At 72.5% G+C, this 23,927-nt stretch carries 20 protein-coding genes; 13 read left to right on the top strand and 7 right to left on the bottom strand.

Annotated features, from left to right (window positions below; translation table 11 throughout):
- From ABT245_RS26270 to ABT245_RS26250, 5 genes are all read left to right on the top strand, one after another.
- Nucleotides 1–1,991 (top strand): acyltransferase domain-containing protein (locus ABT245_RS26270; RefSeq protein ID WP_351737599.1); only part of this gene is annotated, 1,991 nt, incomplete at its 5' end.
- On the top strand, nucleotides 1,988–3,019 hold the full coding sequence (locus ABT245_RS26265; RefSeq protein WP_351737597.1) for a 3-oxoacyl-ACP synthase III family protein: 1,032 nt from the start codon (nucleotides 1,988–1,990) through the stop codon (nucleotides 3,017–3,019). The genes ABT245_RS26270 and ABT245_RS26265, both read left to right, overlap by 4 nt.
- Nucleotides 3,016–3,282, top strand: coding sequence for an acyl carrier protein (locus tag ABT245_RS26260; RefSeq protein WP_351737595.1), 267 nt, complete (start codon nucleotides 3,016–3,018; stop codon nucleotides 3,280–3,282). Before ABT245_RS26265 ends, ABT245_RS26260 begins: the two co-directional genes overlap by 4 nt.
- Entirely contained in the window at nucleotides 3,279–4,139 is an 861-nt protein-coding gene (locus ABT245_RS26255) for a 2-oxo acid dehydrogenase subunit E2 (protein ID WP_351737593.1), read from the top strand. The genes ABT245_RS26260 and ABT245_RS26255 overlap by 4 nt, the downstream gene beginning before the upstream one ends.
- The gene (locus ABT245_RS26250) at nucleotides 4,045–4,920 is read left to right on the top strand and encodes a 4'-phosphopantetheinyl transferase family protein (protein WP_351737591.1); all 876 of its coding nucleotides are present in this window, start codon (nucleotides 4,045–4,047) and stop codon (nucleotides 4,918–4,920) included. The genes ABT245_RS26255 and ABT245_RS26250 overlap by 95 nt, the downstream gene beginning before the upstream one ends.
- Nucleotides 4,921–4,945: 25 nt before the next feature.
- Here ABT245_RS26250 and ABT245_RS26245 read toward each other — a convergent pair whose 3' ends face one another.
- The 7 genes from ABT245_RS26245 to ABT245_RS26215 all read right to left on the bottom strand — a co-directional run bounded on the left by ABT245_RS26245 (nucleotide 4,946) and on the right by ABT245_RS26215 (nucleotide 14,864).
- Nucleotides 4,946–7,753, bottom strand: coding sequence for an AfsR/SARP family transcriptional regulator (locus tag ABT245_RS26245; protein WP_351737589.1), 2,808 nt, complete (start codon nucleotides 7,751–7,753; stop codon nucleotides 4,946–4,948).
- Between the two features lie 8 nt (nucleotides 7,754–7,761).
- Complete coding sequence (locus ABT245_RS26240; protein WP_351737587.1) at nucleotides 7,762–8,769, bottom strand: AfsA-related hotdog domain-containing protein; 1,008 nt, start codon at nucleotides 8,767–8,769, stop codon at nucleotides 7,762–7,764.
- Between the two features lie 147 nt (nucleotides 8,770–8,916).
- Nucleotides 8,917–9,243: a ferredoxin gene (gene fdxA, locus ABT245_RS26235; RefSeq protein ID WP_351737585.1), complete on the bottom strand. Its 327-nt coding sequence runs from the start codon at nucleotides 9,241–9,243 to the stop codon at nucleotides 8,917–8,919.
- A complete protein-coding gene (locus ABT245_RS26230; protein ID WP_351737583.1) occupies nucleotides 9,240–10,295 on the bottom strand; it encodes a 2-oxoacid:ferredoxin oxidoreductase subunit beta in 1,056 nt (351 codons plus the stop codon). The genes fdxA and ABT245_RS26230 overlap by 4 nt, the downstream gene beginning before the upstream one ends.
- Nucleotides 10,285–12,183, bottom strand: coding sequence for a 2-oxoacid:acceptor oxidoreductase subunit alpha (locus tag ABT245_RS26225; protein ID WP_502982194.1), 1,899 nt, complete (start codon nucleotides 12,181–12,183; stop codon nucleotides 10,285–10,287). The genes ABT245_RS26230 and ABT245_RS26225 overlap by 11 nt, the downstream gene beginning before the upstream one ends.
- A 741-nt stretch (nucleotides 12,184–12,924) precedes the next feature.
- Nucleotides 12,925–13,533, bottom strand: coding sequence for a response regulator transcription factor (locus tag ABT245_RS26220; protein WP_351737581.1), 609 nt, complete (start codon nucleotides 13,531–13,533; stop codon nucleotides 12,925–12,927).
- An 80-nt stretch (nucleotides 13,534–13,613) separates the two neighbouring features.
- A complete protein-coding gene (locus ABT245_RS26215; protein WP_351737579.1) occupies nucleotides 13,614–14,864 on the bottom strand; it encodes a sensor histidine kinase in 1,251 nt (416 codons plus the stop codon).
- Nucleotides 14,865–15,290: 426 nt separating this feature from the next.
- On the opposite strand from ABT245_RS26215, the gene ABT245_RS26210 reads away from it, so the two are divergent.
- The 8 genes from ABT245_RS26210 (at nucleotide 15,291) to ABT245_RS26175 (ending at nucleotide 23,919) form a co-directional block, all read left to right on the top strand.
- Nucleotides 15,291–16,577 carry an activator-dependent family glycosyltransferase gene (locus ABT245_RS26210; protein WP_351737577.1) on the top strand — a complete coding sequence of 429 codons (1,287 nt, stop codon included), beginning with the start codon at nucleotides 15,291–15,293 and terminating at the stop codon, nucleotides 16,575–16,577.
- Nucleotides 16,578–16,624: 47 nt separating this feature from the next.
- A complete protein-coding gene (locus tag ABT245_RS26205) occupies nucleotides 16,625–17,197 on the top strand; it encodes a dTDP-4-dehydrorhamnose 3,5-epimerase family protein (RefSeq protein WP_351737575.1) in 573 nt (190 codons plus the stop codon).
- 121 nt (nucleotides 17,198–17,318) lie between these two features.
- Nucleotides 17,319–18,386 (top strand): glucose-1-phosphate thymidylyltransferase, encoded by a 1,068-nt coding sequence (locus ABT245_RS26200; RefSeq protein ID WP_351737573.1) that lies wholly within the window; start codon nucleotides 17,319–17,321, stop codon nucleotides 18,384–18,386.
- Nucleotides 18,383–19,369 (top strand): dTDP-glucose 4,6-dehydratase, encoded by a 987-nt coding sequence (rfbB, locus tag ABT245_RS26195; protein ID WP_351737571.1) that lies wholly within the window; start codon nucleotides 18,383–18,385, stop codon nucleotides 19,367–19,369. The genes ABT245_RS26200 and rfbB overlap by 4 nt, the downstream gene beginning before the upstream one ends.
- Nucleotides 19,356–20,357 carry an NAD-dependent epimerase/dehydratase family protein gene (locus ABT245_RS26190; protein ID WP_351737569.1) on the top strand — a complete coding sequence of 334 codons (1,002 nt, stop codon included), beginning with the start codon at nucleotides 19,356–19,358 and terminating at the stop codon, nucleotides 20,355–20,357. The genes rfbB and ABT245_RS26190 overlap by 14 nt, the downstream gene beginning before the upstream one ends.
- 6 nt (nucleotides 20,358–20,363) lie before the next feature.
- On the top strand, nucleotides 20,364–21,692 hold the full coding sequence (rfbH, locus tag ABT245_RS26185; protein ID WP_351737567.1) for a lipopolysaccharide biosynthesis protein RfbH: 1,329 nt from the start codon (nucleotides 20,364–20,366) through the stop codon (nucleotides 21,690–21,692).
- A gap of 42 nt (nucleotides 21,693–21,734) precedes the next feature.
- Nucleotides 21,735–22,478 carry an NAD-dependent epimerase/dehydratase family protein gene (locus ABT245_RS26180; protein WP_351737565.1) on the top strand — a complete coding sequence of 248 codons (744 nt, stop codon included), beginning with the start codon at nucleotides 21,735–21,737 and terminating at the stop codon, nucleotides 22,476–22,478.
- A gap of 43 nt (nucleotides 22,479–22,521) precedes the next feature.
- The gene (locus ABT245_RS26175) at nucleotides 22,522–23,919 is read left to right on the top strand and encodes an NDP-hexose 2,3-dehydratase family protein (RefSeq protein WP_351737563.1); all 1,398 of its coding nucleotides are present in this window, start codon (nucleotides 22,522–22,524) and stop codon (nucleotides 23,917–23,919) included.
- Nucleotides 23,920–23,927: the final 8 nt, after the last annotated feature.

Genomic DNA, 23,927 nt, shown 5'->3' with positions numbered 1-23,927 from the left:
CACCCGCGGAGGGTGCCCGTCCCGAACCTGTGGACGGTGCCCGTGTCGAACTCGCGGACGGCGCCCGTCGCGAACCCGCGGAGGGTGCCCGTCCCGAACCTGTGGACGGTGCCCGTGTCGAACTCGCGGACGGCGCCCGTCGCGAACCCGCGGAGGGTGCCCGTCCCGCACCCGCGGAGCGCGGCCGTGTCGAACCCGCGGGCGGTGGCGCTCCCGGTGGTATCGGGGCCGCCGTCTTCACCCTCACCGCGCCGAACGCCGAAGCGCTGCGCCGCAACCTGCTGGTCCAGGCGGACGCGGCCGCGGCCCGCCGGGTGCCGCTCGGCCCGCTGGCCAGGTCGAGCAACCGGGTCAAGACCGGCCACCGGCACCGCTTCGCGACCGCCGCCACCGACACCGCTGAACTCGTGGCCCGCCTGCGCGAGTCGGCGGCCGACCCCGAGCTGCTCGCCCGGCTGTGCGGCGGTCCGGCCGGCCGGCCCCGTATCGCGTTCCTGTTCACCGGCCAGGGCTCGCAGTACCCGCGGATGACCGCCGCACTGCACGCGCAGTCACCGCTGTACCGGCACTTCCTCGACGAGGCCGACACCGCGCTGCTGCCGCACACCGGGCGGTCCGTGCGCGATCTGGTCCTCGCCGGCGACGAGGCGGTGCACAGCACCCGGTGGACCCAGCCCGCACTGTTCGCGGTCGGCTACGCCCTCGGCCGGACCCTGACGGAACTCGGCGTGCGCCCCGGCATGCTCCTCGGGCACAGCGTCGGCGAGTTCGCCGCCGCCGTCCTCGCCCGGGCGCTGCCGCTGGACGGCGCCGCCCGGCTGGTCGCCGCCCGCGGCGCCCTGATGCAGGAACTCCCCGCGGGCGGCGGCATGCTGGCCGTCCGGGCGGCCCGTGCCGACCTGGCGGAGTGGATCGAGGCGGAACCTCTCGTCGGCGTCGCCGCGGTCAACGGCCCCACCGCCACGGTGCTCTCCGGCGACCTGGCGGCACTGGAACGCGTCGGCGCCGAGATCGCCGCCAAGGGGCTCACCGCCCGCAGACTCCAGGTCTCGCACGCCTTCCACTCGCCGCTGATGCGGCCCGTACTGGACCGCTTCGCACAGATCGCCGCCGAGGTCGGCGGCACGGTGCCCGAGATCCCGGTGTACTCGACCGTACGCGGCCGGGTGCTCGACGGCGAGGCGATGGACGCCCCGTACTGGGTCGAACACATCGGCGCCACCGTGCTGTTCGGCGACGCGGCCGACGCGCTGCTCGCCGCCGATCCGACCCACCTGGTGGAGATCGGCCCCCAGCCGGTGCTCTCCGGGATGGTGCGCCGTCTCGACCGGCCCGCCACGGGCGCCGACCCGGCCCAGGTGCTGCCGGTGCGCGGCCCCGACTCCGCCGGCCGGGACCTCGCCGAGGCCCTTGCCGAGCTGTACCGCGGTGGCGTCGAACCGCACTGGGACGCCGCGTACCCGGCGCGGGAACGGATCGCGCACCCCCTGCCGCCGTACGCCTTCTCCACCCGGACCCGCTACTGGGCGAGGCATTTGGTGCGGAGCGCGGAAACGGCGGCCGGGCGGGCGGCCCCGGACCTCGTACCGCACTGGGACCCGGAGACCGCCCCCGCCCCCGTCCGCGCAACGGACCGGCCCGCAGGCCCGGCGGACCCGGTCGCGGACGCCGTCCTCGACGCCGTGCGGCTGGTCGGCGGCTATGCCGGCACCGAGATCGGCCCCCACGACCGGCTCTACGAGGACCTGGGCTTCGACTCCGTCATGATCATGGAACTGAAGAACCGGCTGGAGACCCGGCTCGCCGGCATCGGCACCCTGACGGTCCAGGACCTGCTGCCCCGGCTCTCCTCCGTCGGCGACCTCGTCGCCTTCCTGCGCGAACTCGGCGCGATCCCGGCCCGTCCCGGGCACCACGGCGACGGCGCGGAGAACCAGGCGCTCGGACAAGCGGAGAACCAGGCGCTCAGGGAAGAGGAGAGAACGGCATGACCACCCCGACGACTGCGACAAGCCATCTCGCCGCCATCGGCACCGCACTGCCCGGAGACCCGGTGGACAACGCCACCCTGGCCAAGGTGCTCGGCATCAACGAGGAGTGGATCGAGGTCTTCATCGGCACCAGGACGCGGTACTTCGCGCGGGACCTCGGTACCGGAGTGGTGCGCTGGTCGCTCGCCGACCTGTGCGCGCAGGCCGCCGAGCGGGCACTGGCCCAGCCCGGCACCGACCCGTCCGAGATCGAGTTCATCGTGCTCGGCACGGCCACCCCCGACACCCTGATGCCCGCCACCGTCAACCACGTCGCCGACCAGCTCGGCCTGGACCAGGTGCCCACCTTCCAGCTCCAGTCCGGCTGCGCCGGCGCCGTACAGGCCCTCGGCGTCGCCCAGGCGATGATCGCCTCCGGCCAGTACCGCACCGGCCTCGTCATCGGCGGCGACGTGTGCAGCAAACACCTCGACCTGGGCCGCGACGTGTCCGGCGCCGCCCCCGGCGACCTCGTCAACTACGTGCTGTTCGGCGACGGCGCGGGCGCGGCCGTCCTCACCGACGAGCCGCGCGGACAGGGCGTCGCGCTGCGCCACGTCCTCAACCGGTTCACCGGTCTGGGCCGCGCACCCGGGCAGATCATCGAGTGGTTCGGACTCGCCGACCGCTACGACGACCGGCAGGCCCTCACCGAGGACTACAAGGCCATCGAGGAGTCGGTGCCCGTCATGGCCGTCGAGATCCTCTGGGAGATGCTCGGCGAGCTCGACTGGGACGCCGACCAGCTCGACTATCTGCTGCCGCCCCAGTTGTCCGGCCGGATGACCCGTCGCATCACCGAGGAACTGGACGTGCCGGCCGCGAAGGACGTCTCATGCGTCGCGGACACCGGCAACAACGGAAACGCCCTGCCCTTCCTGCAGATCGAGAAGTTGCTGGAGCGGATGTCCGGCGGCGAGCGGGCCCTCGCGGTCGCCGTCGAGTCCAGCAAGTGGATCAAGGCCGGCTTCGCACTGGAGAAGATGTGAGCACCGACGGCACCGCCCCCGCGCCCGCCACGGGCGGCTTCACCCTCGACGACTACGTCCGGCTCGTCAACGACGAGATCGGTATGCCGCTCACCGCCGCGCAGGTGGCCGCCGACTTCGACGAACTGCCCGACTGGGACTCGCTGTACCTCCTCAAGCTCGTCACCGCCCTGGAGGCCGCCGTCGGCCGCAAGGTGCCGGTCGGCAGGGTCCTGGAGGCCCGCAGCCTCAAGGAGATCCACGAACTGGCGGTGGGCGGGTGAGCAGCACCGCCACCGCCGTACGGCGCCGCCGCCACACCCTGTACTTCCTGGAGTGGGCGGCGGCCCAGCGGCCCGTGCACCTGGACACCGACGTCGACATGACCCGCGTCCAGGCGCACCGCGCCGCCGCCCGGGAAGGCGGCCGGCGCTACTCGGTCGTCAGCTATCTGCTGTACGCGGCCGGACGGGTCCTCGACCGGCACCCGGACGCCAACGCCGTCATGGCCCCCGGCTGGCCCGCACTGCTGCGCCGCCCGAGGATCGTCCGCTTCGACGGCGTCACCGCCAAGGTCGCCCTGGACCGGCCCGTCGAGGGCGAGCGCACCGTCCTGTCGGCGCTCGTTCCCGGCCTGGAGGCGGCGAACCTGCGCGAGATCCAGCAGCGCATCGACCGCTACCGGGGCGAACAGGCCGCCGAACTCCCCGAGTTCAAGGGCGTACGGATGCTGGGCCGGCTGCCGGTCCCGCTCGGCAGGGCCGCCTTCGCCGCGGCGCTGCGCGACCCGCGCCGGCGGGCCGGCGTGTTCGGCACCGTCTCGGTCAGCTCGCTCGGCCACCGGACCGTCGACGGCTTCCACTCGGCCGGCGGCACCGCCGTGACCCTCTGCGCCGGCCGCATCGTGGACCGTGCGGTGGTCCGCGACGGCGTAGTGGTGCCCGCGCCGATGATGCGGCTCGGACTCACCTTCGACCACCGGGTGATCGACGGCGCGACCGCGGCCGACGTGCTGTCCGATCTCCACCACACCATGGAGACCTTCGATGACGGCACCTGGGCGGCGGATTCCGGGCCGGACCCTCGCGGAGCCGACCGCGATCCTCGGCCCCTCGGCGGGCTGGAACAGAGTACGCGCTGACCTGGAGCGGCACGGTGCCGTGGTGCTCGGCGCCCGCCAGGACGACTGGCGACCGGAAGGTGCGGGCGCGCGGCGGCTGCGCGCGCTCCTCGGCCACGACTGGGAGCGCTACCGGGAACTGACGCACCCGAAGGTCCGTACCCGGTTCGCCGCCTCCCGCGTCCTGCTGAAGTTCGCCGCCGCGGCGGCGCTCGGCGTGCGGCCCCAGTCCGTGGAACTCGGCTACGGCCTCACCGGACGCCCCTGCCTGCGCGGCTACGACGGCCTGCACATCAGCCTCAGCCACACCGATGACCTGCTGCTGGTCGGCCTCGCCACCGACGGCGCCATCGGCGTCGACGCCGAGCGCAGCGACCGCGTCCTGTACGGCTCCGGCATCGGCCGGCACATGTGCACCCCGTACGAGACGGAGCGGATCGAGGCCCTGCCGGTCGCGGAGCGCAACCCCGCCCTGCTGCGGCTGTGGACCCTGAAGGAGGCGTACAGCAAGGCCATCGGTCTCGGCATGCTGTTCCGCTTCACCGACTTCGGCTTCAGCCCGGACCGGGCGCCCACGGATCTGCTGCGCCCCGACGGCACCCCCGGCACGGTCGGCGCCTGGGCCTTCCACACCGTGTCGTTCGCCGGCCGCTACACGCTGGGCGTAGCGGTCGGCGACGCCGGCTTCGGCCGTACGGCGGACACGGCGGCGGCCACGGCACTCGACCCGGCCGTCGTCGACGCCCTGGTGGCGGCGCAGAACGAGGAGGAACCGCAGCCGTCCGCCCGGCGCCGGGGATAGCCCCGTGGCACCGGGCGGGCGGTCTTCAGGCGGCCTGGCGGGGCGGCCGTGTCGAGGGGAACAGCCAGACTCCGGGCCGGACTTCGAGTGGGAGGGAGGCTGCGGCGGCCGACTGGCCGGAGCCGAGTGCCAGGCGCAGCGCCAGGGCCGTGCGCCGCGCGTACTCGGTCCAGCGATGATCACCGGCACGGCGCGCGGCACCCTCGCACGCGCCGAGGCGGGCCAGCGCCTCCTCGTGGCGGCCCTCGCGCTGCGCCACCAGGGCCAGTCCGCGCAGCGACTCGGCCGCGCCCCGCACATCGTCGACCAGCCGGCTCACCGACAGGGCGCGTGCGTAGCCGCGGCCGGCCCGGGCGAGCTGCCCCCGCGCGAGGAGCGCGTCCGCCTCGGCGGACAGACAGCGGCCCGCCGCCGCCCGGTCACCGTGCCGGGTGAACAGGTCCCCGGCGAGCCGGTAACGGTCGACGGCCTGCCCGGTCCGGTGGCGCTGCCAGGCCAGGTCGCCGAGGGAGCGCAGGATCACCGCCTGCGCGTGCACGTCACCGGCCGTGCGGGCCGCGTCCAGCGCGAGGTCGTGCGTCGACTCCCACTCGTCCCACAGGGCGCCCGCCTCGTAGTAGCCGGACGCGGCCGAGGCCAGCGCGCAGCACAGGCTCCACAGCCCGGCCGCATGGGCCTGCCGCACGGCCTCCGCGAGGCCCGCGGACTCCTCCTGGAACCACCGCAGCGGCGCCCGGCCGACCATCTCCTCGGGCGAGATCCCGGCCACGGGTTCGGCGTCGTGGGTGAGCCGGTCCCGGCCGGGCGCCAGTTGCGCGTCCGCGTACCGGGCCGCCGCCAGATAGGCACGGCACAGCCGTGCCACGGCCGCGGGGCCCTGCTGCGGGGACTCCTCGGCCAGGACGTCGAGGGCCAGCGAGCGCAGCAGCGCGTGGAAGCCGTAGCGGACGGGGGCCAGGCGCCCCGGCCGCCGCCGTGCCTCCAGCAGATGCGCCTGCACCAGCCGCTCGGTGAGCCGCTCGGCCCGCGCCGGGTCGGTGCCGAGCAGCGCGGTCGCCGCCCAGGGCGCGAAGTCGGGCAGCGGGGCCGGCGCGAGCATCCGGAAGGCGTGCCGGGTCTCCTCGTCCACGTCGTGGTAGGCGGTCAGCAGGGTGCTGCGCACATCGAGGTCGCCCAGGGCGAGCGCGGCCAGCCGGGTCCGCTCGTCCCGCAGCCGCCGGGCGAGTTCGGCGGCGGTCCAGTGCGGGCGGGCGGCGAGCCCGGCGGCGGCCACCCGAAGGGCCAGCGGCAGCCGTCCGCACAGCCGGGCGATCTCCGCCGCCGCCTCGGCGTCGTCCCGCATCCGCTGTCCGCCGCACGCGGCGAGCAGGGCCTCGGCCTCGGCCGCGGAGAGCACATCGAGGCTCAGCCGTCGCACGCTCTCCAGCGCGCCGAGCATCTGACGGCTCGTCAGGACAACCGTGCTGTCGGGCAGCGCCGACAAGACCGGCCGTACCTGTGCCTCCGAGACGGCGTCGTCCAGCACGACCAGCGTCCTGCGGCCCTCGGTGCGCCGGTGCAGCAGCTCCGCGAGTTCCGCCTCGGACGACGGCAGCGCAGTGGTGTCCACGTCATCCGCCACGTCCGTCGCCCGCGGCCCGCGCAGCCGTCGCAGCAGGGTGGCCATGGCGGTCCTCGGTTCCACGGCCCGCCCGCCGGCGTCCCGCAGCGTCACCAGGATCCGCCCGTCGGGGAACCGGTCGGCGGCGCCGTGGGCCAGTCGTACGGCCAGTGCCGTCTTTCCGGCGCCGGCCCGGCCCGACACCACGAGCACCCTGTTGCGGCCCGCGGCGGTGTCCGCCAGCAGTCGCTCACCGACGGCCAGTTGGTCCTCGCGTCCGGTGAAGTCCGCCACGGCCGGCGGCAGCCACACCGTGGGCCCCGCGGCCCGGCCGCCGCCCCCGGACCCGCCGGCCGGTCCGCCGGGCGCCGCGTCGCGCTGCGTGTCGGGCTGTGTGTCGGGCTGTGTGTCGGCCGGGGGGTGGCCGGATCCGCCGACCCCGACGAGGCGGCGCTCCGGCCCGCCGTACCGGGCCAGCGACGGATCGGAGGCGAGGATCCGCTCCTGGAGCCTGCTCAGCACCGGCCCGGGCTCCACCCCCAGCTCCTCGACGAGCGAACGCCGCGCCTGCTGATAGACCTGGAGGGCGTCGGACTGCCGGCCGGACCGGTACAGCGCCACCATCAGATGACAGTGCAGCGTCTCGCGCAGCGGGTGTTCATGGGCCAGGGCCATCAGCTCACCGACCAGTTCCTGGTGCAGCCCGAGCCGCAGATCCGCGGAGATCCGCTGTTCCAGCACCTCCGCGCGCAGTTCGTTCAGCCGGATCGCGGAGGTCTCCAGCGAGGGGCCGTGCGCTATGCCCGACAGCGCGGGTCCCGTCCACAGCCCGAGCGCGCGGCCGAGCGCCCGCGACGCGGCCTCGTACTCGCCCCGGCCGTAGGCGGCCCGGCCCTCGGCCCGCAGCGACTCGAAGACGGCCAGGTCCAGTTCCTCCGGGCCGACCCGCATCAGATAGCCCGGCGGCCGGGTCAGCAGGGGCTGTGCCGTGCCGGTGTCCGCCCCGGCGCCGTCGGTGCCCTCCAGCAGGGCCTTGCGCAACTGGGACACATACACCTGAAGGGTGGTGGTGGCCGTGCGCGGTGGTTCCGCCCCCCACAGCTCGTCGATCAGCGTATGGGTGGAGACCACCGTGTCGCGCCGCACCAGCAGGGTGGCGAGGACCGCGCGCGGCTTGGCCGCGGACGGCGTACGAGGCGTCATGTGCACGGGGCCGAGTACCCGGTATCTCATCGCGCGGCTCAGCAGTCCTGCAGCACGGACGCCGAGATCCGGGCCACGACCCGGCTGCCCTGGAGGAACGAGAGCCGCAACTCGACCACCGGCCGGCCCGCCGAGTCCCGGCTCACCCGCCCGTCCGCGCGGCGCGCGCCCTCGCGCACCGTGCAGCGCAACGGCAGTCCCGGCTCGGCGAAACCCCGGAACGCCGCCTGCCAACGGGACAGCACGGCGTACGAGGGCACAAAGCCGCGCAGTTCGGCGGTGGCGAGCAGGCCCACCTGACGGGACACCTCGAGGAACAGCAGCGGCGGCACCTCGTTCGGCGCGTCGGCCGCGAGGCGCAGCCCGGCCGCCGCCCTCGCGTCGATGGGGAAGTCCAGTTCCTCGTGGCCGGCCGCCCCGGTGTGCTCGGGCAGCCCGACCAGGACGTTGCGGACGTCCCGGTGCCCCACCTGCTCGGGCAGCGGCACGCCCGCGGGCCGCCGGTCCTCGTCCCAGCCCGCCATGGGGTTCTGGCTCTGCCGCCGTCCGAGGTCGCGGTGGCTGCGGTAGACGCCCTCGGTGAGGAAGACCAGCCGGGCCGAGGCGGTGCCGCAGCGCTCGCCGTCGATGGACACGGCGGCCTCGCACTCCAGGCCGCGCGGCACGCCGGCCACGACGTCGAGCGGCGTCATGCCGAGTTCCAGGGCGATCCCGGCCGGCGGGCCGCCGCGGCGCCAGGCGTCCAGACGGGTGATCGCGGCGCCGCCCGAGGCCACCACGGGATGCCAGCCGGGCGGCACTCTGAAGTACCGGCGCGCCGCGAACAGCATGGTCTGGCGCAGCGACTCCACGGGGAACAGCAGATCGTGGAACCGCGTCGCGCAGTCGCCGAACAGCGGGTGGGCTTCGGAGAGTTCTGCAGAGAACGCGAAGTTCTGCCGTACCGGCGCGGTCGCCTTCAGCAGAAAGGCCTCGGGGCTGGCCGGCCTGTGGACCAGATGGTGCGCTCCGAGGAGGGAGGGGGACGGTGCGGTGTGGGTGTCCATGGGATTCCTCTGCGGCGGTGTCCGGCGGCTCTGCGGAACGCTTGCTGGGCACGTGCGCTTGACGGGGTGCACGTTGCCCGACTCCGCTGAAGGACCGGGGAAGCCGCACTGAAGCCCTGGGGCCAAGGCCCCCCTGACCTGGCCGGCTCAGTCCGCCCGGACGGGTTCTCGCGCCACGACCGGGTGGTCCCGGGGCAGGGGTTCCGCCCCGCTCGCACCGCCGGACGCGCCGGTTCCGGCCGTCGTGAAGACCTCCCGTTCGGCGGTGAGATAGCCGGACCACTCGTCGGGCAGGGCGTCCTCGTAGAAGATCGCCTCGACCGGGCAGACGGGCTCGCAGGCGCCGCAGTCGACGCATTCGTCGGGGTTGATGTACATCTTGCGGGGGCCTTCGTAGATGCAGTCGACGGGGCACTCCTCGACGCAGGCCATGTCCTTGAGGTCCACGCAGGGCTGGGCGATGACGTACGTCACGGGCTCTCCACGGTCCAGGTGTCGCTGCCGGCGAGGAGGGCGGCGAGGTCGCCCTTGCCGTGCCGCTCGACGGCGGTTTCCAGTTGTTCGGACATCCGGGCGTCGTAGACCGGCCGGGCCACGGACCGGAAGACGCCGATGGGTGTGCGGTGCAGGGTGTCGGGGTCGGCGAGACGGGACAGGGCGAACGCCGCGGTGGGGTTGGTGCCGTGGGCGTCGTGGACGAGGACCTGTGACTCGTTGTCCGGGGTGACCGTGACCACCCGCAGATCGCCGGTGCGCGGGTCGCGTACGACGCCCTGGGCGCGCTCGGCGCCGAAGCGGATCGGCCGGCCGTGCTCCAGGCGGATCACGGCCTCCTCGGCCCGCTGGCGGTCCCTGACGGCGTCGAAGGCGCCGTCGTTGAAGATGTTGCAGTTCTGGTAGATCTCGACCAGGGCGGTGCCGGGGTGGGCGGCGGCCTGCCGCAGCACCTCGGTGAGGTGGGCGCGGTCGGAGTCGACGGTGCGGGCCACGAAGGACGCCTCGGCGCCGATGGCCAGGGACACCGGGTTGAAGGGCGCGTCGAGCGAGCCCATCGGGGTCGATTTGGTGATCTTGCCGACCTCGGAGGTGGGGGAGTACTGGCCCTTGGTGAGGCCGTAGATGCGGTTGTTGAAGAGGAGGATCTTCAGGTCGACATTGCGGCGCAGCGCGTGGATGAGGTGGTTGCCGCCGATGGACAGGGCGTCGCCGTCACCGGTGACGACCCAGACGGACAGGTCGCGGCGCGAGGTGGCGAGACCGGTGGCGATCGCGGGTGCGCGGCCGTGGATCGAGTGCATCCCGTAGGTGTTCATGTAGTACGGGAACCGGGAGGAGCAGCCGATGCCGGAGACGAAGACGATGTTCTCCCGGGCCAGGCCGAGTTCGGGCATGAAGCCCTGTACGGCCGCCAGGATCGCGTAGTCGCCGCAGCCGGGGCACCAGCGCACCTCCTGGTCGGACTTGAAGTCCCGTGCCGAGAGCGGAACGTCCGCCTTCGGCACCGGCGACAGGGCCTCAACGGGCATGGACGGCCTCCTTGAGAACGGTGACGAGCCGCTCGACCCTGAACGGCGTTCCGTCGACCTGGCTGTACGAGTCCGCGTCGACCAGGTACCTGGCCCGCAGCAGGGCGGCGAGCTGGCCGAGGTTCATCTCGGGGACGACGACCTTGTCGTAACGCGCCAGCACCGCCCCGAGGTTGGCGGGGAACGGGTTGACGTGGCGCAGATGGGCCTGGGCGATCGGCTCGCCCGCCGCGCGCAGCCCGCGGACAGCGGCGGTGATGGGTCCGTAGGTGGAACCCCAGCCGAGGACGAGCGTGCGCGCGCGGTGCGGGTCGTCGACCGCGAGATCGGGCACGGCGATGTTGTCGATCTTGGCCTGGCGGGTGCGGACCATGAGGTCGTGGTTGGCCGGGTCGTAGGAGATGTTCCCCGTGCCGTCCTGCTTCTCGATGCCGCCGATGCGGTGCTCCAGACCCGGTGTGCCGGGCACGGCCCAGGGACGGGCCAGCGTCTCGGGGTCGCGTTTGTAGGGCCGGAACACCTCGGTGCCGTCGTCCAGCGTGTGGTTCGGTCCGGTGGCGAACCGCACGCGCAGATCGGGCAGTTCGTCGAGTGCGGGGATGCGCCACGGCTCGGAGCCGCCCGCGAGGTAGCCGTCGGAGAGCAGCAGCACCGGGGTGCGGTAGGTCAGCGCGATCCGGGCGGCGTCGAGGGCGGCGTCGAAGCAGTCGGCGGGGGTCCGCGGCGCGACGACGGGCACGGGGGCCTCGCCGTTGCGGCCGTACATGGCCTGGAGCAGATCGGCCTGTTCCGTCTTGGTGGGCAGGCCGGTGGAGGGCCCGCCGCGCTGGATGTCCACGACCAGCAGCGGCAGTTCAAGGGACACCGCGAGCCCGATGGTCTCCGACTTCAGCGCCACACCCGGGCCTGAGGTGGTGGTCACGGCGAGGGCCCCGCCGAACGCGGCCCCGAGCGCGGCGCCGACGGCGGCGATCTCGTCCTCGGCCTGGAAGGTCCGTACGCCGAAGTTCTTGTGCCGGGACAGCTCGTGCAGGATGTCCGAGGCCGGGGTAATCGGATACGAACCCAGGTACAGCGGCAGGTCCGCCTGCCGGGACGCGGCGATCAGCCCGTAGGACAGCGCCAGGTTCCCGGAGATGTTGCGGTACGTGCCGGCGGGGAACGCGTCGGCGGCGGGCGCCACCTCGTAGGAGACCGCGAAGTCCTCGGTGGTCTCGCCGAAGTTCCAGCCGGCCCGGAACGCGGCGACGTTCGCCTCGGCGATCCGTGGCTTCCCGCCGAACTTCCGCCGCAGGAACGCCTCGGTGCCCTCGGTCGGCCGGTGGTACATCCATGACAGCAGGCCCAGCGCGAACATGTTCTTGCTCCGCTCGGCCTCCTTGCGGGGCAGACCGAAGCCCTTCAGCGCCTGCACCGTCAGCGTGGTCAGCGGCACCGGATGCAGCGTGTAGGCGTCCAGGGAGCCGTCCTCCAGCGGGGAGGCGGCCCAGCCGGCTCTGGTCAGCGCGCGCCCGGTGAACTCGTCGGAGTCGACGACGATCTCGGCGCCGCGCGGCAGATCGCCGAGGTTCGCCCGCAGGGCGGCCGGGTTCATCGCCACCAGCACGTCCGGCGCGTCGCCGGGGGTGAGGACGTCGTGGTCGGCGAACTGCAACTGGAAGGAGGACACGCCCGGCAGGGTGCCGGCGGGCGCCCGGATCTCGGCGGGGAAGCTCGGCAGCGTCGCCAGGTCGTTGCCGAAGGACGCCGTCTGCGAGGTGAAGCGGTCACCGGTGAGCTGCATCCCGTCGCCGGAGTCCCCCGCGAACCGGATGATCACCCGGTCCAGGCGGCGGATCTCATGGCCCGTCCCGGCGGTCCCGTCCCTGATCTCGGGGCCGCCGCTCATGTCACTCGTGCCACTGGTATCAATCGTCTCCACGGCCACCGGCCGCTCCTTCCCGTCGACGCAGCTGGCTGCCTGCCGCCGCACGCTAGTGAGCGCCCCTTGCGACCGGCCAAAGCCTCCGCGACGCCGAACACGTCCGCGCCCGCGACGCATCAACCCGGGAACGGCGCGGAACGCCCGACACCCGCCACGAGCAGGCTCCAACACACCGGAAGCCCGTCGGCTCGGCCGCTGCCGTGGGTGCCTGGTCGGCGGCCGGCTGGTGGACCTGACCCCCACGCGACCGACGGCCTGCCACCGTCCCGGGGGCACCCGTCGGCTCGGCCACCGCCGTGGGCGGTCGGTCGATGGCCGCCACGGTGGACCTGGCACCCGCCCGCCGGCTGCCTGCCGCCCGCCCCGGGCACGGCACGCCCCGCGAGGACCACGGACGCGACCAGGGCCACGGCCACGGGGACGGCCCGGTTCGGCGTGCCGGAAGGGCCTCGGCTCGGCCGCTGCCGTGGGTGCCTGGTCGGCGGTCGGCATGGTGGGCGCGCCCGCGGGTGACCGTCGGCGGCCTGCCGGCCGCCCCGGGGCGCCCGTTGGCGCGGCCACCGCTGTGGGTGTTCGGTCGACGGTCGGCACGGTGGAGGTGACACCCGGGTGACCGTCGGCGGCCTGCCGCCCGCCCCGGCCACGGGCCGCGCCGCGAGGGCCGTGGGTGTGGGCTGGGTTGTGGCTATGAGGGTGGCGCCGCTGTCAAGGGAGCCAGTCCGCGTCCCGGGCGATGCGGATCGCGTCGACCCGGTTGCGCGCGTTGAGTTTGCTGACGATGGTGGTCAGGTAGTTGCGCACCGTGCCCGCCGACAACCGCAGCATGGAGGCGATCTCCCGGGCCTCCGCCCCCTCCGCCGCGAGCCGCAGCACCTGGGTCTCCCGGTCGGTCAGCGGGCTCTCGAACTCGCCCCAGGCGGCCAGCGCGAGTTCCGGGTCCACGGCACGGTGACCGGCCGCCACCCGCCGTACGGCCAGGGCGAGTTCGCCGGACGGTGCGTCCTTGAGGAGATAGCCGGAGACCCGTGCCTCCAGGGCCCGGCGCAGGGTACCGGGGCGGCCGAGGCTGGTCAGGATGAGGGTGCGGCACTGGGGAAGCCGTTCCCGCAGCCGGGTGGCGGCCGACAGACCGTCGACACCGGGCAGGTCGATGTCGATGATGGCGACATCCGGCCGGTGCTTGAGCGCCATGTCGACGATCTGGTCCCCGCGTTCGACCTCGCAGACCACTTCGAGATCGTCCTGGAGATTCAGCAGAGCGACCAGGGCGCCGCGGACCATGTTCATGTCCTCGGCGAGCAGTATCCGTATCACTGAGCTCCCGTCTGCGGTCCGTGAGCGGCCGGATCGTGGCGAGGTGTAGTAATCCGTACTGTTGCCGCAAAGGCATGTGATCATGCGGCCGATCCGTTGCGCGGGACCATGAAGTCCCGTGGTTCCGCGGAGTTTTCCGATGGTTTTCTGACCGGAGCTTCCGCGACGAGGCGGAATGTGCCGTCCTTTCCGATACCCGATTCGAGGCGCCCGCCTATTGCGGTCATACGGGTGCGCAGGTTGCCGAGTCCGTTGCCGCTGTGCGGCGCCGGGTTGTGGTAGGCGGGATCGACACCGTCGTTTTCCACCAGGAGCCTTACCGCACCGTCTTGTCGGGCGACGCTGATACGGCAGTGCGCGGCGTTGCTGTGCCGCAGCAGGTTGGTGACCGCTTCGCGCAGGGTGGCGGCGAGCGCGGTGTCGAGATGCGGGGAGAGCGCGCCGGGTTCGCCTTCCGCGCGTACCTGGACGCCGGCGGCGTGCAGCATGGACTGCGCCGCCCTGATCTCCTGCTGGAGCGAGAGGGCGCGGTAACCGCTGGCGGCCTTGCGGACATCGGTGAGGGACTGGCCCGCGATGGCCAGGACCTCGTCGATCTCCTTCATGGCGCGGGCGGGCTGGGTCTCGATGAGCTGGTGGACGAGTTCGGTCTTGAGCGTGATGGCGGAGAGGCTGAAACCGAGGAGGTCGTGCAGGTCGCGGGCGAAGCGGAGCCGTTCGCCGGTGACCGCCTGGCGGGCCAGTTCACCCCGGGTGGTGTGCAGGTGGGTGATGAGCCCGGTGAGGTGGGCGAGTCCGTACAGCACGAGTCCGGTGAGCAGGGTGGTCTGGGTGAGGTGGACGCTGTGCAGCAGGCCCCGGCCCTGGAGGAGGGCCGGGACGAGGACGCTGAGCCCCACGGCCGCGTACAGGGGCCAGGCCGCGCGGTGGGGCAGCAGGAGCAGGAGCGAGGCGGCGAGATAGCCGGCCATGGTCGCCCACAGGACCTGGAAGACCATGAACGGCAGATAGGCCAGGAGCGCTTGCAGGGCCAGGGTCAGGCATCTGCGCTTCAGGGGCGCCCGGTTGCCGGACGGTGCGCAGTGCAGGAGTTGCAGCGCGAGCAGCGCCGGAAGCAGGACCAGGCCCGTCGCCTCGGCCGCGGGGGACCCGCCGGAGGCGAGGACGCTGGTCGCGGTCAGGAGCGCGTGGCCCAGCAGCGCGGTGATGAGGACGGTGCGGGCGATCCGGGGTGCGGGGAGGTGAGGGACGCATCCGGGCGGGGCCACCGCCCCGGGTCTGCTGCCCCTCGACTCGTCCGCACTGTCGGAACGGTCGTGACTGTCCGTCATTCGCACGGCCTCCCGCAACTATGTGCGCCATCCTGCCTGCGGGGGATGATAAGTCACCGTCGTAAATACTGTGCAGCAATCAGGGTCTTACGAGTTCAATTCTGCGGAACCAACGGTCCTGCGGTGAAGAGTTGAAACGGATTCACCTTTTCCGCACGGGCGAACCGGTCGCTTCTCGCTAAGAGATACGGGTAGTCGAAAAAGCGATCCGAACGCAAGCACATCCGGAACTCCCGCATCCGGGAGGAACCATTTCGGTCACCGGATGCCGGGCCGCGTCCGCTGCCCCGGCACGCGCCGCGCGGCCCGGCACCCGGCAGTCGCCCGCCGCGCGCCCTGCACAAGCGGCTCTTTAGAGCCCCCTCGCAGGATTCCCAGCGACCAGCACGCGTCGGCGTCGGGCCGGCAGTCTCGGAGAGGTCAGCGATGCGCGTTCTATTCACCATCTTTCCGACATCGGCACACCTGTATCCGGCCATCCCGCTGGCCTGGGCGTTGCAGAGTGCCGGCCACGAGGTCGTCCTGGCGAGCCCGGAGGGCGTGGTCGACCCGAAGGTGATCCCGAACATCACCGCGGCCGGCCTGACCGCCGTGTCGCTGGGCGGCAAGGAGGAACTCACCGCCTCGCTGGCGCCGCTCATCGCCGCCGCGGGACCCGACCGGCCCACCCTGGCCCTCGACCCCGACGACGAGAACGCCTGGCGCACCACCAGGGCCGTCCTCGCGGGCATGTTCCACGCGTACTACCCGCCCGAGCCGGCCGAGGGCGGGCGGCGGCCGGTCCTCGACGACCTGGTGGAGTTCGCCCGCAACTGGCGCCCGGACCTGGTGCTGTGGGACCCGCTGGCGCCGACCGGGGCGGTGGCCGCGCGCGCCTGCGGCGCCGCCCACGCACGGCTGCTGTTCGGCATGGACAACATCGGCCTGATCCGGGCCAGGACGCGGCAGGAGCTGGCCGATCCGTCCGCGGAGCCGGCCGAGGACCCGTGGATGTGGTGGCTGGGCCCGGCGCTGGAACGCTACGGCCTCGACTTCACCGAGGAGACGCTGGTCGGCCAGTGGACCCTGGACCTCACCCAGTCCCGGATGCGCACCCCGCTGGACCTGACGTACGTCCCGGTCCGCCGGGTCCCCTACAACGGGGCCGCCACGCTGCCCCCGTGGCTGCACTCGCGCCCCGAGCGGCCCCGCGCGGTGCTCACCCTCGGGGTGAGCCGCCGGCTGCTCGCCGGTCAGCACAGCGGCTTCCCGATGCGGGAGTTCTTCGACTCCGTGTCCGGCCTGGACCTGGAACTCGTCGCGACACTCAACGGCGAGCAGCTGAGCGCCGTCGGCACCCTCCCGGACAACGTACGCGCCATCGAGTACGTACCGCTCAACCAGCTGCTGCCCACCAGCTCGGCGATCATCCACCACGGCGGCGGCGGAACGTTCGCCGCGGCCGTGGCCTTCCAGGTGCCCCAGCTCGTCGTGCCGCTGCCGATGTGGGACGAGATGGTCACCGCGCGCTACGTCGTGCGCCGGGGCGCGGGACTGGCCGCAGACCCCGCGGCGATCGACGTCGCCGACCTGCACAAGGACCTCGTCCGGCTCCTTGAGGAGCCGTCCTTCCGGCTCGGGGCCCGCGGTCTGTACGACGACATGCTGGCCGCCCCGGCACCCAAGGACGTGGTCCCCGTCCTGGAGCGGCTGACCGCGGAACACCGCGGCTGAGGCCCGCACCGCACGAGTCGAATCCAGGACGGGAAGGCGAGCGAGCCGTGCGCATCGAGGAAACCACCATCCCCGGCACGTTCCTGATCGAGCCGGACCAGATATCCGACGACCGGGGCGTGTTCTACGAGTCGATGCGGTCCGACGCACTGGAGCGGTCCGCGGGAATCGTCTTCCAGCCCCGGCAGATCAACTACTCGGTGTCCAGGCGGCACACCCTGCGCGGCATCCACAGCGTGACCATCCCCCCGGGGCAGGCCAAGTTCGTCACCTGTGTCCGGGGCGCGCTGCGGGACATCGTCGTCGACCTCAGGGTCGGCTCGCCCGCCTTCGGCCGGCACCAGGTGAACGAACTCGACGCCGCCTCGGGCCGGTCCGTGTACGTCCCGGAGGGCGTCGGCCACGGCTTCCTCGCACTCACCGACGACGCCTGCATCTGCTACGTCGTCTCCAGCACCTACGTCCCCGGCACCCAGATCGACATCAACCCGCTCGACCCCGACCTGGACCTGCCCTGGGACTGCGCCGGTACCCCGCTGCTCTCCGACAAGGACGCGAAGGCACCCACGCTGGCCGAGGCCCTGGCGGCGGGCACGCTGTCCGGCCATCACGCCGCCTGACGCGGCATCACCCCCTGTCCTGCCGGCCGCCCGCGCACCGGGACCACAGGTGCACGGCCGAACGGCCGCGAGACGCGCACCAGACCGAAGAGGCACCACACATGAATCGAGAGGACCTGCCATGAAGGCTCTGGTGCTGTCCGGCGGATCGGGTACCCGCCTACGGCCCTTCAGCTACTCGATGCCCAAACAGCTCATCCCCATCGCCAACACACCCGTCCTGGAATACGTCCTGAGGAACATCCTCGACCTGGGCGTGACCGAGATCGGGGTCATCGTCGGCGACCGCGGCCCCGAGATCCGCCAGGCACTCGGAGACGGATCGCGGTTCGGGGCCCGGCTGACCTACATCCAGCAGGACGCACCGCTCGGCCTCGCCCACACCGTCGCCATCGCCCGGGACTTCCTCGGCGACGACGACTTCGTGATGTATCTCGGCGACAACATGCTGCCCGAGGGCATCGCCGGCATCGCCGAGGAGTTCGCCGCGCACCGCCCGGCCGCCCATGTCGTGGTGTACAAGGTCCCGGACCCGCGCGCCTTCGGCGTGGCCGAACTCGGCCCGGGCGGCGAGGTGCTGCGCCTGGTGGAGAAGCCGCAGCAGCCGCGCAGCGACCTGGCCCTGATGGGCGTGTACTTCTTCACCGCCGCCATCCACGAGGCGGTGCGGGCCATCGAGCCCAGCGCCCGCGGCGAGTTGGAGATCACCGACGCCGTCCAGTGGCTGGTGTCGGCCGGCGCGGACGTACGGGCAGGGCAGTACGAGGGCTACTGGAAGGACACCGGGAACGTCGAGGACGTCCTGGAGTGCAACCGGCACATCCTGGAGCGCCTGCGGCCCCACATGGCCGGCGCCGTCGACGACGCCAGCGTGCTGGCGGGGCCGGTCGTCGTGGAGGAGGGCGCGCGCATCGTGCGCTCCCGCGTCGAGGGACCGGTGATCATCGGCGCCGGCACCCTCGTGGAGGACAGCCACATCGGCCCGCACACCTCCATCGGGCGCGGCTGCACCGTCAGCGGAAGCCGGCTGGAGTACTCCATCGCCCTGGACGGGGCGTCGGTCACCGGCGTCCAGGGCCTGCGCAGTTCCGTCATCGGCCGCTCCGCCCGCGTCGGCACCAGCGAGCAGAGCACGGACGGTTACCGCCTGGTCGTCGGAGACCACACCCGAGTGGAGGTCGCGGCATGAGGATCCTCATCACCGGCGCGGCCGGTTTCATCGGCTCCAACTTCGTCCGCAACCTGCTCGCGGACACCTACGCGGGCTGGGAAGGCGCCCAGGTCACCGCCCTGGACAAGCTCACCTACGCCGGCAACCGCGCCAATCTGCCGGCCTCGCACCCGCGCCTCGAGTTCGTCCGGGGCGACATCTGCGACGCGGGCCTGCTGCGCGAACTGCTGCCCGGACACGACGCCGTGGTGCACTTCGCCGCGGAGTCCCATGTGGACCGCTCGCTGGAGGGCGCCGGAGAGTTCTTCCGCACCAATGTGCTGGGCACCCAGACGCTCCTCGACGCCGTGCTGCACAGCGGGGTCGAACGGGTCGTGCACGTCTCCACCGACGAGGTGTACGGCTCGATCGCCGAGGGCTCCTGGAGCGAGGACTGGCCGCTGCTGCCCAACACCCCCTACGCGGCCTCCAAGGCATGCTCCGACCTGGTCGCCCGCACCTACTGGCGCACTCACGGGGTGAACCTGTCCATCACCCGCTGCTCCAACAACTTCGGGCCGTACCAGCACCCGGAGAAGCTCATCCCGCTGTTCGTCACCAACCTCCTGGAGGGGCGGCAGGTGCCGCTGTACGGCGACGGACGCAACATCCGCGAATGGCTGCATGTGGACGACCACTGCCGCGGCATCCACCTGGTGCTGCGGGGCGGCCGGGCCGGCGAGGTCTACAACATCGGCGGCGGCAACGAGCGGACCAACCGCGCCATCACCGAGCGGCTGCTCGAACTGACCGGCTCGGGCCCGGAGATGATCCGCCATGTCGCCGACCGCAAGGCGCACGACCTGCGGTACTCCATCGACGAGTCCAAGATCCGGGAAGAACTCGGCTACGCGCCGCTGACCGGGTTCGACGAGGGCCTGGCCGCCACGGTGGCCTGGTACCGGGACAACCCCGACTGGTGGAAGACCGTCAAGTACGGGGCCGAACGTGCGGACGGCTGACAGCGGCAAAGCGGCCGGGCTCCGTGTCGTGGTGCTCGGCGGCACCGGCTACCTGGGCCGCCGTATCGGCGAGGCGTTCCGCGCCGACGGCGCCCAGGTGCACCTGGTGTCCCGCGGCCCGGACGACCGAGGCGGCCCGGCGGGCGAGCACCGCGTCCGCCTGGACCTGCTGGCCGCGGACACACGCGAACTCGCCGGATTCTTCGGCTCGGTACGCCCCGACGTGGTGGTCAACGCCGCCGGCCTGGTCTGGCGGGGCGACGAGGACGAGATGACCGCGGGCAACGCCGACCTGGTCGCCCGGGTCACCGAGGCGCTCACCCCGCTGCCCCGCCCGCCGCGGCTGATCCAGCTCGGCACCGTCCACGAGTACGGCGCCGGCACACCGGGCGTCGGCATCCGCGAGGATCAGCAGCCCGCCCCCGTCACACCGTACGGGCGTACCAAACTGCTCGGCACCCGGGCCGTCCTGCGGGCCGCCGCCGAGTACGGCCTGGACGGCGTGGTGCTCCGCCTCGCCAACGTGATCGGCGCAGGGGTGCCGGCCGGCAGCCTCTTCGGCCGCATCGCCGCGCACCTCGCCGAGGCCGCCCGCGCCCAGCGCCTGGGCCAGGAACCGGAGGAACTGAGGCTGCCGCCGCTGCGCGCCCACCGCGATGTCGTCGACGTGCGCGACGCCGTCGACGCCGTACGGGCCGCCGCCACCGCGCCCGGCCCCGGACTGAGCGGCCGGGTGGTCAACGTCGGCCGCGGCGCGGCGGTCCCGATGGACGCGCTGGTCCACCGCATGGTCGAACTCAGCGGCGTGCGCCTCCCGGTGGTCGAGACCGCCTCCGACCAGCCCTCGCGCACCGACGCGCAGTGGCAGCAACTGGACGTCTCACGGGCGCTGCGGGTCCTGGGATGGCGGCCGCGGCGCACCCTCGACGCCTCGCTGCGCGACCTGCTCTCGGCCACGGTGCCCACGCCCGTCAACGGAAGGACATGAATGACAATGAGCGGCAACAGCCACCACAGCGACACCGACATCAAGGAACGGGTGCTGGACGCGGTCCGCGGCTATCACCGAAAGACCGCGCCCGGCCGGGAGTTCGTGCCCGGCGTCACCGAGATCTGGCCCTCCGGCGCCGTCCTGGACGAAGCGGACCGGGTCGCCCTCGTCGAGGCCGCGCTGACCATGCGTATCGCCGCCGGACCCAGCTCCAGGACGTTCGAGTCCGCGTTCGCCAAGCGCCTCGGGCGCCGCAAGGCCCATCTGACCAACTCCGGCTCGTCGGCGAACCTCCTCGCCGTCACGGCCCTCACCTCGCACCAGCTCGGTGACCGGCGGCTGCGGCCCGGCGACGAAGTGATCACCGTCGCGGCCGGCTTCCCCACCACCGTCAACCCGATCCTGCAGAACGGCCTGCTGCCGGTCTTCGTGGACGTCGACCTGGCCACGTACAACACCACCGCCGACCGGGTGGCGCGGGCCATCGGCCCGAAGACCCGGGCGATCATCATCGCGCACGCCCTCGGCAACCCCTTCGAGGTCGCTGAGGTGGCCCAACTCGCCAAGGAACACGACCTCTTCCTCATCGAGGACAACTGCGACGCGGTCGGCTCCACCTACGACGGACAGCTCACCGGCAGCTTCGGCGACCTGACCACGGTCAGCTTCTACCCCGCGCACCACCTCACCATGGGCGAGGGCGGCTGCGTCCTCACCTCGAACCTGGTCCTCGCCCGCATCGTGGAGTCGCTGCGTGACTGGGGGCGGGACTGCTGGTGCGAACCGGGCAAGAACAACACCTGCTTCAAGCGGTTCGAGTACCAGATGGGCGACCTGCCCGCCGGATACGACCACAAGTACATCTTCTCCCACGTCGGTTACAACCTGAAGGGAACCGACATCCAGGCCGCCCTCGGCCTCGCGCAGCTCGACAAGCTGGACGGCTTCATCGAGGCACGGCGACGCAACTGGCGCCGGCTGCGCGAGGGCCTGGACGGCGTGCCGGGCCTGCTGCTGCCCGAGCCGACCCCGCGGTCCGAACCGAGCTGGTTCGGTTTCGTCATCACCGTCGCCCCCGAGGCCCCCTTCACCCGCGCCGAACTGGTCGGCCACCTGGAGGAGCGGAAGATCGGCACCCGTCGGCTGTTCGCCGGCAACCTCACCCGCCAGCCGGCCTACATCGGCCGCCCGCACCGCGTCGTCGGCGACCTCACCCACAGCGACGTCATCACCGAGCACACCTTCTGGATCGGCGTCTACCCGGGACTCACCGACGAAATGCTCGACTACACGACCGCCACGATCAAGGAATTCGTGGCCCAGCGCGGCTGAGCCCGACGGACCGCCTCCCACCCAGAGATCAGGACGACGACGATGGAGATAGTGGGAACCGGATTCCTGGCGCGGAGCCTGCGTCCGCTGGCCGGCCGGCATCCGGGCACCGTGGCCCTCGCGGCGGGGGAGTCCAGGACGAGCGGCGCCTCGGACGCGGACTTCGCCCGGGAGGCCGCACTGCTGCGCGATGTCGCCAAGCAGTGCGCGGCCGGCGGACAGCGGCTGGTGTTCTTCTCGACGGCCGCGACGGGAATGTACGGGTTCGCCGAGGGACCCGGCAGGGAGGACACCCCGGTGACCCCCTACACCCCCTACGGCGCACACAAACTCGCCCTTGAGGAGCAACTGCGCGACTTCGGGGTCGATCACCTGATCCTCCGGCTGGCGCACCTCGTGGGTCCGCACGGCCGGTACCACCAGCTCATACCCACGCTGTTCAGGCAGGTCCGCGAAGGGGCGGTGGCCATGCACCGGGGCGCCTCCCGGGACCTGATCCGGGTCGGCGACGCGATCACGATCATCGACCGGCTGCTCGCCGCCGGTCTGCGGGCCGACACGGTCAACGTGGCCTCCGGACACGCCGTCCCGGTGGAGGACATCGTCGACCACCTCGCCGGCGCGCTGGGGCTCACGCCGCGCAAGGAGTACGTGGACACCGGCGTCCAGTACGCCATCTCCACCGAGAAGCTGCGCGCCCTGGTCCCTCAGGTGGCGGACATGGGCTTCGGCCCCGACTACTACCGCCTCGTCCTCAACGACTTCCTCGCGGCCGAACATGCCTGACCGGGCCGCGTACGCATCACGAGAAAGGCGGGGAGTCCCTCCGATGCCGACCCCCATCCTCCAGACGCGTGAGAACAACAGCCTGCCCGCCCGCATCGCGCTGTCGGCCGCCGCCACCGAGGGCGCGCACCTGCGCACCGAGCACTTCGGCGACTGGCTGGCCGAACGGGGCCGGGCCCACACCTTCCGAGTGGAGCGGATACCGTTCGCGGAGCTGGACGGCTGGTCCTTCCAGGAGTCCACCGGCAACCTCGTGCACCGCAGCGGCCGGTTCTTCACCGTCGAGGGCCTGCACGTCACGGAGCAGGGGGAACCGCACGGCGACGGCCCGTACGCCGACTGGTACCAGCCCATCATCAAACAGCCCGAGGTGGGTGTACTCGGCATCCTCGTCAAGGAGTTCGACGGGGTGCTGCACTTGCTGATGCAGGCCAAGATGGAGCCCGGCAACCCGAACCTGCTCCAGCTCTCGCCCACGGTCCAGGCGACCCGCAGCAACTACACCAAGGCCCACCAGGGCGCGGACGTCAAGTACATCGAGTACTTCGTCGGTCCTGACCGCGGCCGGATCGTCGCGGACGTGCTCCAGTCCGAGCACGGCTCGTGGTTCTACCGCAAGGCCAACCGGAACATGGTGGTGGAGGCCGTCGGCGATGTGCCGCTGCACGACGACTTCTGCTGGCTCACCCTCGGCCAGATCCACGCCCTGCTGCACCGGGACAACGTGGTCAACATGGACTCCCGTACCGTGCTGTCCTGCCTGCCCGTCGCGGACACGTCGCACGGCGCGCTGCTCGCCGACACCGAACTGCACTCGTGGATCACGGGCGAGCGCACCCGGCACAGCGTGCGGGCCGAGCGCGTCCCGCTGGACTCCATTCCCGGCTGGAAGCGCGGCGAGAGCGCCATCGAGCACGGCGAAGGCCGCTACTTCAAGGTCGTGGCCGTGTCCGTGCGGGCGGAGAACCGTGAGGTGACGGGCTGGACCCAGCCCCTGTTCGAGCCGGTCGGCCTGGGCGTCACCGCCTTCCTCACCCGCGAGTTCGACGGCGTTGCGCATGTGCTGGTGCACGCCCGGGTCGAGGGCGGCTTCCTCGACACCGTCGAACTGGGACCGACCGTGCAGTGCACCCCGGACAACTACGCCCACCTGCCTGAGAAGGACCGCCCCAGATTCCTGGACACGGTGCTGGGCGCGGGTCCTGACCGCATCCGTTACGAGGTCGTGCACTCCGAGGAGGGCGGCCGCTTCCTCAACGCCGAGAGCCGCTTCCTCGTCGTCCGGGCCGACGAGAGCGACGCGCCGAACTCCCCGCCGCCCGGCTACGCCTGGGTCACCCCCGGCCAGCTCACATCCCTGGTCCGGCACGGCCACTACCTCAACGTCCAGGCCCGCACCATGCTCGCCTGCCTCAACGCGATCGCGGAGCAGGACCGGTGACGCAGCCC

The organism is Streptomyces sp. NPDC001508, from assembly GCF_040298665.1.
In the GTDB taxonomy this organism is placed as follows: domain Bacteria; phylum Actinomycetota; class Actinomycetes; order Streptomycetales; family Streptomycetaceae; genus Streptomyces.
This window is presented reverse-complemented; position numbering and strand designations above follow the sequence as displayed.

What these genes read in the sequence shown, in the direction of transcription:
- rfbB (WP_351737571.1), top strand. Translation starts at nt 18,383, where the DNA reads ATGAGGATCCTCATCACCGGCGCGGCCGGTTTCATCGGCTCCAACTTC.
- rfbH (WP_351737567.1), top strand. Translation starts at nt 20,364, where the DNA reads ATGAGCGGCAACAGCCACCACAGCGACACCGACATCAAGGAACGGGTG.
- ABT245_RS26210 (WP_351737577.1), top strand. Translation starts at nt 15,291, where the DNA reads ATGCGCGTTCTATTCACCATCTTTCCGACATCGGCACACCTGTATCCG.
- ABT245_RS26240 (WP_351737587.1), bottom strand. Translation starts at nt 8,769, where the DNA reads ATGGACACCCACACCGCACCGTCCCCCTCCCTCCTCGGAGCGCACCAT.
- ABT245_RS26245 (WP_351737589.1), bottom strand. Translation starts at nt 7,753, where the DNA reads ATGAGATACCGGGTACTCGGCCCCGTGCACATGACGCCTCGTACGCCG.
- ABT245_RS26265 (WP_351737597.1), top strand. Translation starts at nt 1,988, where the DNA reads ATGACCACCCCGACGACTGCGACAAGCCATCTCGCCGCCATCGGCACC.
- ABT245_RS26225 (WP_502982194.1), bottom strand. Translation starts at nt 12,183, where the DNA reads ATGAGCGGCGGCCCCGAGATCAGGGACGGGACCGCCGGGACGGGCCAT.
- ABT245_RS26175 (WP_351737563.1), top strand. Translation starts at nt 22,522, where the DNA reads ATGCCGACCCCCATCCTCCAGACGCGTGAGAACAACAGCCTGCCCGCC.
- ABT245_RS26180 (WP_351737565.1), top strand. Translation starts at nt 21,735, where the DNA reads ATGGAGATAGTGGGAACCGGATTCCTGGCGCGGAGCCTGCGTCCGCTG.
- ABT245_RS26250 (WP_351737591.1), top strand. Translation starts at nt 4,045, where the DNA reads ATGACGGCACCTGGGCGGCGGATTCCGGGCCGGACCCTCGCGGAGCCG.
- ABT245_RS26230 (WP_351737583.1), bottom strand. Translation starts at nt 10,295, where the DNA reads ATGCCCGTTGAGGCCCTGTCGCCGGTGCCGAAGGCGGACGTTCCGCTC.
- ABT245_RS26215 (WP_351737579.1), bottom strand. Translation starts at nt 14,864, where the DNA reads ATGACGGACAGTCACGACCGTTCCGACAGTGCGGACGAGTCGAGGGGC.
- ABT245_RS26200 (WP_351737573.1), top strand. Translation starts at nt 17,319, where the DNA reads ATGAAGGCTCTGGTGCTGTCCGGCGGATCGGGTACCCGCCTACGGCCC.